The following is a 10,783-nucleotide window of genomic DNA, read 5'->3' as shown; positions in this document are numbered from 1 at the left end:
CGACCAGGAGGCAGGACGTGACCGGATGACAGAAGCCACGCGGGCGCCGAATGCCTGTCGCTGCATTGACATCGAGGTGGCGGGAGCTATCGGGGCCCCGACAGCCCGGTGCCCGGTCACTCTCGCCTAAGATTTTGCCAGCGGTTGACCGTAATGGTTGATCGGGACATTCCGTGATGGATCAAGAGTCGGTGCGCGTCCACCGGCGGGCCCGCGACCTGCGCGGCGTTCCCGCGCGAGGCCGCGGTCGGCACGCGGCGAGTGGGGGTACAGGTCGATAATGTCATCGGATGCGGGTGTGGCGGCACGATCCGCCCCCCTTGGCCCGGACGACCCCCACGAGCTCGGCTCGTACACGCTGCTGGGCAAACTCGGCCAGGGTGGAATGGGCATGGTCTATCTGGGCCGCTCCGGGAAGGGCCGGCTCGTCGCCATCAAGGTGATCCGGAACGAGGCTGTCGGGAACCCCGAGTTCCGAGCCCGGTTCCGGCTGGAGGCCGAGACCGCCCGGCGAGTCGCCCGGGTCTGCACCGCCGAGGTGCTCGACGCCGATCCGGACGCCGAGTGGCCCTACCTGGTCACCGAGTTCATCGAGGGCGAGACCCTCGCCCGGTACGTCCAGCGCAACGGCCCGCTCGCCGATGCCAACCTCGAACAACTCGCGGTCGGCGTGGCCGCGGCGCTCACCGCCATCCACAGCGCCGGGATCGTGCACCGCGACCTCAAGCCCGCGAACGTCATCCTCTCACCGTTCGGCCCCCGGGTGATCGACTTCGGTATCGCCCGGGCGGTGGACGCCGGCAGTAACCTCACCGGCGATCTCCAGCAGCTCGGGACGCCGGCGTTCATGTCCCCGGAGCAGATCGAGAGCCGGCCGATCACCTCGGCGGTCGACATCTGGGCGTGGGGTGGCCTCGTCGCCTTCGCCGCCACCGGGCACTACCCCTTCGGTGAGGCCTCGGCGCAGGTGCTGCTCTACCGCGCCCTACACGAGGAACCGCGGCTCGACGACGTCGACCCGGCGCTGCGCCCGATCGTCTGGCACGCGATGCGCAAGGACCCGAGCACCCGCCCGAGCGCCCAGCAGCTCATGCTGCGCCTGCTCGGCGACCCGTCGGGCACCGGCCCGGACGCTGCCGCCGCCGTCAACCCGCAGGACGTCACGAACATCCTGCAGGGCTGGAAGCTGCCAGTGCCCGGCCCGGGCGCACCGGTCACGGGCGGCACCGGGCCCCACGGGGCCGGCTTCCCCGCAACGGCAACGGCCCCCGTCAGCAGCGGTTACACCGTCGACCAGGACGCCCCGACCCGGCTACCCGCCGGTGCCGGCGGTCACGGGAGTCCCGGCGGTCCCGGGGGCGGTGAAGCCGATGGTCCCGGCCGGCAGGGCGGCGCGGGCGGGAACAGGAACCGCACCCCGCTGCTCGTCGGTGGGGGTGTCGTAGTCGTCGGCGCGATCCTCGCGGGAGTACTCGCCCTCAGCGCGGGTGATGACGGCGGCTCCGGGACCGACGCGGCCAATCCGGCCACTATCTCCGGGGCTCCGGCCACGTCGCCCCAACCAGCCCCATCGGCCCAATCAGCGGCCTTCACGCTGCCCAGGGCGGCCCAGCCGCTTGGCAAGGACACCCTCGTCTACGCGTCCAATCGCAACGGCAACTACGATCTGTTCACCGGGCAGGTCACGGACAACGGGCTGCTCGCGAACGACAAGCCGATCGTCACCGGTCCGGACCAGGAGATGCTGCCCGCGATCAGCGACGATCGCAAGACGATCGTCTACTTCAAGAAGGGCAGCCCGAATACGCTGCAGGCGATTGCCGCCGACGGCTCCGGGAAACCGGTACAGCTGTTCACCTCGGGCCCGGCCGCCGGGCTGGCGATCGCGGACGACGCCCGGCCCTCGCTCTCCCCCGACGGCGGTTTCCTGGTCGTCCGTTCCACCAGGGATCAGACCGGAACGCCGAACCCCGGCCTGTATGTGGTGAAACTGGACGGCTCGAGCGTGCGGCGGCTCAACGCGAAGCCGCAGGCGACCGACCCCGCCTGGTCGCCGGACGGCGAGCGGATCGCCTACTGGTCGAACAACACCGGTGGCGACCGCGGCTTCATCGTGGTGATCCCGGCCCAACCGGATGCCCAGGCGACCCCGATCACGCAGGACCAGGGCAACGGGGACTCGGACCCGGTCTGGTCCCCGGACAGCAGGAAGATCGCTTTTACCCGGGCGAAGAACGGCGATCTGGAGATCTTCGAGATGAACTCGGACGGCACCGACGTCCGGCAGCTCACCCGGGTGCACGGGGACGACCAGGACCCGGCCTACGCGCCGGACGGTCGCATCGCCTTCAGCGGGCAGCGCAATCCCACGGACCCTGGTGACCGGCAACTCTACGTTCTGCATCCGAACGATCCGAACAATCCGAACGATAGTGACCGCAAGATCACCACTACCGGCGGGTTCAACGGCCACGCCCGTTGGAACGCCGGCTGAGCTCCTTGCCTATCCAGAGGGATAAATCGGGCGCAAAAGCCTCTGGATAGGCAAGGAAGCCGGCGAGAGGGGCCGGTTATGCACAGATCGCGAACGAGCCCGGCAGGATGCTCGAACCGTGATCGACACTGGGGACGTGACCCAGTCCTATGAGAAGGTCGTCGCACTCGCCCGCAAGCAGGACGACATGATCACCCGTCGGCATGCCCGGCAGCTCGGGATGTCGGACCAAGCGATCAGCGTTCGTAGACGCAGGCACGGCTGGACCTCCCCGGTGCGGGGCACGTTGCTCGTGCCGCCCGTTCGGGACGAAATCCGGGCCCGTGCCCGAGCGGCGCTGTCGATCGTCGGAGGGACGATCTGCGGACGTACCGCGGCCCGACTGCACGGCCTTCCCGCCCTCTCCCGCTGGCGGCCCGACGAACCCGTCGATGTCGCGCTGCCCGGTGAGGGGGGACTTCGTCAGCGTCGCGGTTGTCACCGGCATTGGATGACGGTTCGCGGTGGCGAGACCATCGACCTCGACGGCATCCGTACCACCACGGTTGCCCGGACGTTGGAAGATCTGGCCCTACTGTGCGACCGTGAGCTGTTCATCTGTGTCCTCGACGCTTTTGTTCACCAACGCCGTCTATCCCGGAACGAGCTGTTCGATCTTCGCACACGCGTGCAGGAACGCCGCGATGGTGATCGTGCGGACGGATGGTGGTCAAAGATCGACGGGCGGGCAGAGTCACCGCTGGAGACGCGTGCGCGGCTCCTTCTCGATGACGCCGGGCTGGCGCCGGACGAGCTTCAATGGATAGTCCACGATCCCCGGCACGGCCGGCCGGTGGCACGGCTCGATCTCGCCTGGCCGTCGCTGCGGGTCGCGATCGAAGCGGACGGCGTCGGGCCGCACGGTGAGCCGGAGGCTCTTCATCGCGATCGGGCACGTCAGAACGACCTCGTCCGTCTCGACTGGGATGTTCTGCGCTTCACCTGGCACGATGTCACGACGGAAGCGGCGAGAACGACGGAAGTCGTCCGGATGGCACTTCTCCGAGCCCGTGCAGGTGGCCCTGCCGAAGCGTGAATCCCGCCGGCCGACCCGGGACCCGGGGACCCGGGACGCCCGAGGCTCCCGGCTTCCTTGCCTATCCAGAGGCTTTTGTGTCTGATTTATCCCTCTGGATAGGCAAGGGGCCTAGCGGGGTGGGCCGCTGACCGGTGCGGCGGTGGCGCGTTTGACGGTCTTCGGGTCCATCCGGCGGATCAGGAAGGAAGTAATGATCACGAGGAAGACGCCGACGACGAGACCGGCGACGATGTCGGTGAGGTACGCCGAGGCGCTGTGGTCGAAGAAGGGGTCGTCGACGACCTTCGGGTTCACCGGCTTCTGGTTGTCTGGCCGCAGCACGCCGGCCAGGGTAATGCGGTTCAGGTCACCGACCGAGGCCATCGACGCGAAGCCCCAGCGGGCCGGCGCGATGTAGCTGATCTGCTCCAGACCGGGCGTGCCCTTCACCGGCACGATGCCACCGCTGAAGATGAGCTGGGCCATGGTGATCAGTACCAGGAGCGGCATGGTCTTGTCCGCATTGTCGACCATCGCCGAGATCACCAGCCCGAGCATGGCCGACGCGAGCGAGACCACAATCACGGCGATGAGCAGTTCGAGCAGGGCGTTCCCGAGCACGACACCCTTGTCCGGCGTTCGCCCGGCAAGACCGATCAACGTGAACGGGATCGCCTGGGCGACAGTGATCACAACAAGAACGAGGATCTTCGAACCGACATACGCGGTCCGGGACAGACCGATGGCTCTCTCTCTTCGGTAGATCGCCCGTTCCTTGACGATCTCTCTGACCGAGTTCGCCATTCCCATGAAACAGGCACAGAGAACCATGATCAAAAGAACTGTCGGGGCATCCGAGTTCGGCGAGAACTGTTTGGCCTGTTCGGCCGTGAGATCAAAGTTCCCGCCGATGGCCCTGGGTATCAGCCCGAGCAGGAACGGGAAGGCGATAATGAGCCGCAGGTATGACTTGTCGGATGCGACGACGGCCATTGTTCGTCGGCTCAGCGTCACAAGCTGCGAGATCACCGACTGCTGCCGCAGCGAGGGCAGCTCCTCGGGAGCCGGCCGGGCCGACGGAGCAGTGATCGAGGCGGGCACGTAGTACCGCGAGTTGCGGAACTTGGCGGCCGACTCGGCCCCGGGCGTCGCCTCCAGGGTGAGGAAGACGTCCGGGTAGTCCCGCTTGCCGAAGAAGGGCAGCGCGTCCTGCGGCGGACCGAAGTAGGCCACGTAGCCGCCGGGAGCGAGGACGAGGATGTAGTCGCACAGGTCGAGCTGGGCGACGCTGTGGGTGACCACGACGACCGTCCGGCCGTCGTCCGCGAGCTTGCGCAGCGACTCCATGACGTTCTTGTCCATGCCCGGGTCGAGGCCGGAGGTCGGCTCGTCGAGGTAGAGCAGGGTCGGCCGGGTCAGCAGCTCCAGGGCCACCGAGGTCCGCTTGCGCTGGCCGCCGGACAGCCGGGAGACCTGGGTGCTGGCGTGCTGGGTGAGGCCCAGCTCGGCGAGCACCTCGTCGACCCGGGTGCGCCGCTCCGCCTTCGTGACGTCCGGCGGGAAGCGCAGCTCGGCGCCGAACTCGAGTGCCTTGCGGACGGTGAGCGAGGTGTGCAGCAGGTCCTCCTGCGGCACGTAGCCGATCCGGCGCCGCAGTTCGTCATACTCTGAGTAGAGGTCCCGGCCGGCGTAGCGCACGGTGCCCTTGTCCGCGGGGCGAAAGCCGGTGAGCGCGTTGAGCAGCGTCGACTTACCCGCCCCGGACGGCCCGACGACGCCCAGCAGCGCCCGGCCGGGCAGCTTGAACGTCATGTCGTGCATGAGCTGCTTCTGACCGGCCCAGACGTTCAGGGCGTCGGCCTCGAAGCTGACGTCACCGGAGTCGATGTACTCGACGAGCTGGTCGCCCTCGAGCTGGAAGACGTGGTGACCGACGGCGATGACGTCGCCCTGGCCGACGGACGCCCGGTTGATCCGACGACCGTTGACGAACACGCCGTTGGCGGAGTCGAGGTCGGCGATCTGCAGGCCAGACCGGCCGATGTAGAGCTCGGCGTGCCGGCGGGAGGCAAGCAGGTCGGTGATGACGATGTCATTGTCACGGGCACGGCCGATCGACATCGTGCCCGGGCGCAGCCGATAGGTGGTTCGCCGCTCGTGCTCCTGCTCGAGGCTGGTGACGCCACTCACCCGTTCGTCCCGACCCTGGTCGTCGTAGTCGTGCCCGCGCTGGGACGGATCGGTCGGCCCCTGATGCGAGGTCCCGCGCCCACCCCTCGAGGAGCCCGTGGGTCGTGGCGGAGAGTAACCGGCAGCATTGGGCAGCATCGTCTGCATGTCGTAGCCGGGGTCGTACTCCGGCTCGTCCAGCGGCCTGCGGCCTTCCGGCACCTGGGGATGGATGACAACCTCGGGCCCGGTCGGAGTGCCGAGACGAAGCCGCACCTCACCGTGCACCGGGACGGTCTCGGGCATGCGCTGCCCGTCGATCCAGGTGCCGTTGGAACTGATGTCCCGAACGACCCACCCGTTGCCGGTCTGCTCAAGGAGGAGATGGCGACGGGAGACCCGGCTGTCCGCTATGACGTAGTCGGCGGTCCGGGCACGGCCGATGATGAACTGCGCCTCGGCCGGCACGGTAGCCGCACCGGCCTCGGTGACGACTCTCAGGAAGGTCGTCTGCACGTGTTTCCCCCTTCGCGACGGGACGCTGGCCGGGATGTCCCGCCGAACTCCACCTTGTCACTACGTTGTGCGGTGTCACTACGCTGTGCGGTTTTACCAGGTACTGCGGTGTCATCATGGCGCGCCGGGTCACCACCTCACGCGGCCACTCGAGCCGCCGGATCACGCCGGATGCCCGATCGTAGCGTCGAGGGATGACCTTGATCCACCCCGGGTGACGATTTACCACCAGCTGAACGGCGATCGTTGCCGTCGCGTCGACTTCCGGGCATCTCTCGGGTTCCTGCCGCCTCATGATCGGTCGATTTACCGGTTACCCTGCACGAAACCTTCCGGGCCACGTCACCCTGGGTGGTCAGATCGTCTCGATGACCGTGCCACGGAAGCGACGACGATGACGCATGTTCCCGTCCGGCACCCTATGAGAATGATGGTCGACGGTCCCCGACAGTGGCAGCTGTCGCCGATCCGACCAGCGGCTGCAGGCCTCGGCGGCACCCGGGACGCACGCCACGGAAGTGGACGATCAGCCAACGGACGGCCACCGGAAATCGGCTGATGAAACGCCGGGAGGTGCCGCGCGTCGAACGATCGTCGACAGGTCGACGTACTCCGCGGGAAGGTCGACGTACTCCGGGAAGGACGTACTCCGGGGAGAGAGGGGCCATGGGCGGCCTCGACCGGATCCGATCCGGGCCCTGACCGCGGGGAGGGCGGTCGGTACGGCTCGACCACCGCGCGCGAGGCATTCCGGGTCGGCGCAACTGTGGCGGAAATCATGTCAGGGCTCAGGACCGCCACTCAGGGCTCAGGACGCCGGGAGCACCACGTCCTCGGCGGTCGCGGTGAGTGAGAGACCGGTCGCGTTCGTGGATGCCTCGACGATGCGGAGATGGAATGGCAGACCGGAGATCGGGATCGGGATGGACGGCAGAAGTTCTCCGGGGACACTGAATCCGAGGTTCACAGCTCCGGTGAGCTTCACCTCACTCGGCACCAGGGTGAGCATGTTGTTCCGGACCTCGAACGTCGTGATCCCACCGACCTGCTGGGTACCCAGCACCGGCACGTTGACGGTGCCAGTCACCTCGATCTCCTTTCCCCCGTCGACCGGCTTCACCTGCACCTGCTGCCCGGCGAGGTAGGCGTTGAGGTCGTTGTAGGTCATATCCACAGTGGCCCGCACGCGATCGACGGGCACCTGCCCGACATTGTTGGTGATGGCATCACCGAGCGGTACGTGTACACCCTTCAGATTGGCCTTCACCGACGAGATCTTCGGGCCCGGCGTCGGGATGCCCTCGATCTCCACTCCGATGTTGGTGAACTTCCCGAACAGGACCTGGGTAAGGAACGGGAATCCGCCGATGCTCACGCTCTTGACCGTCGGGACGGGATCACCCGGCTTGATGTTCTCGGCCACGCCGGCCTCGACCTGCTGGCGCATCTGATCCTTGGCTATCACCACGCTGACCCGGTCGCCCACGACGAACAGGACGATCAGGGCGACCAGCGCGATGAGCAGTTTCCGGCGCCGGCGACGCGGCTTGGCGGGCACGGCGGGCGTGCCGCCGCTTGGCGCCACGGCGAATCCCTCCGGGCCTCTACCGCCCCCGCCGGCGGCGCCGGGCAGCCGATCATGGGGTCCGCCGCCCTCGCGGGCGGTGATGTTCCCCATCCCCGTGGTCCCGGGCGCCGCACCCAGGACCGCGGTGCCGTCGTAGCCACCCTGAGCGCCGGAGCCGGCCCACGGGTCATAACCAGCCGGCGGGTCACCCCTCCGGGTCGGCGCGGCCGGCCGCGCCGGCCGGAACGAGTCCGCGGGCGGCGGTGGTCCCATCGGCCGGAAGGACTCCGCAGGCGGCGGTGGTCCCACCGGGGCGCCCGGACGGGCCGGCCTGTTCTGGTTCGCGGGCCGCGTCCCATCACCGTCCGGAGGCATCACATGGGTGCTGTCCGCAGGCTGCTGCCCATCACCGTCACGTCCGTCGTTCACCGGTCCATCTCCTGCCATGCCGCGCCGGAGCACGCCGTCGCCCTGTCGATGTCCGCCTGGCGGTTGTCCTGTGCCTGGCCCTGCCGGATCGTCGCATGCTCCGTGCCTTCCGCACGGCCGCGGGTCCGATCATCCATGCGACATCGGTGTCGGATCCCCGACTTGACCGACCAGACCGGGCAAACCAGATACCATCGGCCACCGCCAGGAGCATGATCCGCCAGCCATCACCGGCCGTCACTCATGTCACCAGCGTCACCGCCGCCACCAGCTCACACCTCCAGCGGGAGCTGCGCCACCGGAGTGTCCCGTCTAGCCGGCGCGAGCCGGAAAACGTCGCCACGCGGGGCGGCGAACGCCTGCCAGAAGTGGTCCGCGACCACCCCCGGACGTAGCGGGCCCGCAGCGTCCACCCTGCCGTCGAGAACCACCGTGCGCAGCCGGACACCCCGCGCGGCCAGCATCGGCCGTACCGCATCGGCGAGGGCGGCGAGGCCTGCCTTGCCGATCGCCAGCGCGAACCGGCCGGCCACCGGCTCGGTGCGCGATCCGGCCGTGGTCAACAGGATGGTCGCGGCCGGCCGGTCCACGAGGAGGTCTGCCGCCACCTGCACCGCGGTGAGCGCGCCCGTGACGTTCACCGCAAGAGTCTGGTTCATCGTCTCGGCCTTCACCGTGAGGGCGCCGCCGCGGATGCTGAGCTTGGCGTTGTAGACAAGCACCGTCAGCCCCCCGACGTCGGCCGCCACCCGCTGGATGGCCGTGGTGAGGGCCGGCTGGTCGGTGACGTCGGCGACGGCGCCGTGCACCGCCAGGCCGTCCTCGGCGAGCTCGTCCCTCACCCGGGTCAGCGTGTCGGCGGACCGGGAGACGACTCCCAGGGCGAGCCCCTCCCGGCCAAACCGGCGCAACAGGTCGGAACCGAAGCTCGCCCCCGGTCCCACGACGACGAGGCCGCGGGTCGCCGGGGCGAACTCCGGGTCCCCGGCACGGCCGCCGGCACGGTCCCCGGCATGGTCACGATCACGGTCACGATCACGGTCGACGCCACCGCCCGGCCCGCCGGGGTAACCCGGAGCCGGCTCGCACGGTCCGGTGCTCATGGCCTCATCCTGACGGAGACGCTGTCCGGACATCCCGGGGATCGACGGAACGCCCGGCCCGGTCTTCAGGGGTGGGCCCGCTGCTCCCGGGCGGCCTCGACGGCCGCCCGGGCCCGCAGCGGCGCGCAACGGTGGTAGGCCCAGCCCAGGGCCGCACCGACGATGACCACCGGGATCAGCAGGAAGAACAGGACAACCACACAGGCGGCAATGGTCTCCACGCCCTTGGCCTACCCAGGCTCCCGGCCTACCCAGGCTCCCGGGTCGACCCGATGCGCCCGGTAGTGCCTCAGGCGACGAGAACCCCGGGGTTGAGGATGCCGGCCGGGTCCAGTGTCCGTTTGACCGCCCGGAGCACCTCGACACCAAGATCGCCGATCTCGGCGCCGAGCCAGGGCCGGTGCTCCGTCCCGACCGCGTGGTGGTGGGTGATCGTGCCGCCCGTGGCGATGACCGCGTCCGTGGCCGCGGCCTTGGCCGCCCGCCAGCTCCCGATCGGGTCGTCGCCCTCGCCGCAGACGACGGTGAAGTAGAGCGAAGCCCCCGTGGCGTACAGATGAGAAATGTGGCACATGACGACCGGTGCCAGGCCGGCGGCGGCCAGCGTCATGGTGAGCGCATCTCGGACGGCCGCGTACAGCCCGGGCAGCGCCGTCCAGAATCCCGCCGTTTCCAGGGTCTCGGCGAAGATGCCCTGGTCCAGCAGCGCGTCGCGCAGGTAGGGCGCCCGGAACCGACCCTGCTCCCAGTCCTGGCCGGCCGCCGCGCCGAGCCGTTTGGCGCCCCCGGCGAGCAGGACGGCAGCGACCGCCGCGGAACGCTGTTCCACCGCGCGATCGTCGCCTTCGTAGCCGGTCACCAGGTAGCAGCCGACGGCGCCGCCCCCGCGCTCGCCGCCCGACCGGGTCGGCCGCGCGAGCCCCGCGACGGTCTCCGTCTCGTCGGACAACCGGCATACCGTCGGCCGCAGGTCGCGGGCGGCGAGTGAGCGCAGCAGCCGGGTGCCGGTCGCGAAGTCGGGCACCGACCAGGCCTCGTAGCCGCGCCGGGCCGGCAGCGGCCGGACCCGGACCACGACCTGGGTGATCACCCCGAAGGCGCCCTCGGAGCCGAGTAGCAGCTCCCGCAGGTCCGGTCCGGCGGCCGACGCCGGGGCGCGGCCGAGCTCCCAGCCGCCCACCGGCGTGGCCACCCGCAGGCCGACGACCAGGTCGTCGAACCGGCCGTAGCCCCCGGATGCCTGACCGCTGGACCTGGTCGCCGCGTAGCCACCGATAGTGGCGTACTCCCAGGACTGGGGGACGTGCCCGAGCGTGAGACCGTGCTCGGCCAGCAACGCCTCGGCCCGGGGGCCCCGCAGCCCGGCGCCGAGCTCCGCGGTGCCGGAGTCGGGATCCACCCGGCCGAGCCGGTCCAGCCGGGCGAGGTCGAGGGCGACGACGGCACGG

The 10,783-nt window shown here is 69.5% G+C and carries 7 protein-coding genes; 2 read left to right on the top strand and 5 right to left on the bottom strand.

All coding sequences use genetic code 11. The annotated features are described in order from the left end of the window. Window positions 1–280 precede the first annotated feature (280 nt). Both AC08OP_RS13495 and AC08OP_RS13490 read left to right on the top strand, forming a co-directional pair. Window positions 281–2,494 (top strand): protein kinase domain-containing protein, encoded by a 2,214-nt coding sequence (locus AC08OP_RS13495; RefSeq protein ID WP_476614509.1) that lies wholly within the window; start codon window positions 281–283, stop codon window positions 2,492–2,494. A gap of 118 nt (window positions 2,495–2,612) precedes the next feature. Further along, window positions 2,613–3,569: a hypothetical protein gene (locus AC08OP_RS13490; protein WP_476614508.1), complete on the top strand. Its 957-nt coding sequence runs from the start codon at window positions 2,613–2,615 to the stop codon at window positions 3,567–3,569. 111 nt (window positions 3,570–3,680) lie between these two features. On the opposite strand, the gene AC08OP_RS13485 is transcribed toward AC08OP_RS13490, so the two are convergent. The 5 genes from AC08OP_RS13485 to AC08OP_RS13465 all read right to left on the bottom strand — a co-directional run. Further along, window positions 3,681–6,236 carry an FHA domain-containing protein gene (locus AC08OP_RS13485; RefSeq protein ID WP_476614507.1) on the bottom strand — a complete coding sequence of 852 codons (2,556 nt, stop codon included), beginning with the start codon at window positions 6,234–6,236 and terminating at the stop codon, window positions 3,681–3,683. An 808-nt stretch (window positions 6,237–7,044) separates the two neighbouring features. Further along, window positions 7,045–8,232, bottom strand: a complete 1,188-nt coding sequence (locus AC08OP_RS13480; RefSeq protein ID WP_476614506.1) for an LmeA family phospholipid-binding protein — start codon at window positions 8,230–8,232, stop codon at window positions 7,045–7,047. A 272-nt stretch (window positions 8,233–8,504) separates the two neighbouring features. Then, the gene (locus AC08OP_RS13475) at window positions 8,505–9,335 is read right to left on the bottom strand and encodes an SDR family NAD(P)-dependent oxidoreductase (RefSeq protein ID WP_476614505.1); all 831 of its coding nucleotides are present in this window, start codon (window positions 9,333–9,335) and stop codon (window positions 8,505–8,507) included. 65 nt (window positions 9,336–9,400) lie between these two features. Beyond that, on the bottom strand, window positions 9,401–9,556 hold the full coding sequence (locus AC08OP_RS13470) for a hypothetical protein (RefSeq protein ID WP_462186483.1): 156 nt from the start codon (window positions 9,554–9,556) through the stop codon (window positions 9,401–9,403). Window positions 9,557–9,624: 68 nt separating this feature from the next. Continuing rightward, the coding region (locus tag AC08OP_RS13465) for an FAD-binding oxidoreductase (protein ID WP_476614504.1) at window positions 9,625–10,783 on the bottom strand (1,159 nt) is incomplete at its 5' end.

The sequence above is a fragment of the Frankia sp. CeRuru1 genome (assembly GCF_977966315.1).
This window is presented reverse-complemented; position numbering and strand designations above follow the sequence as displayed.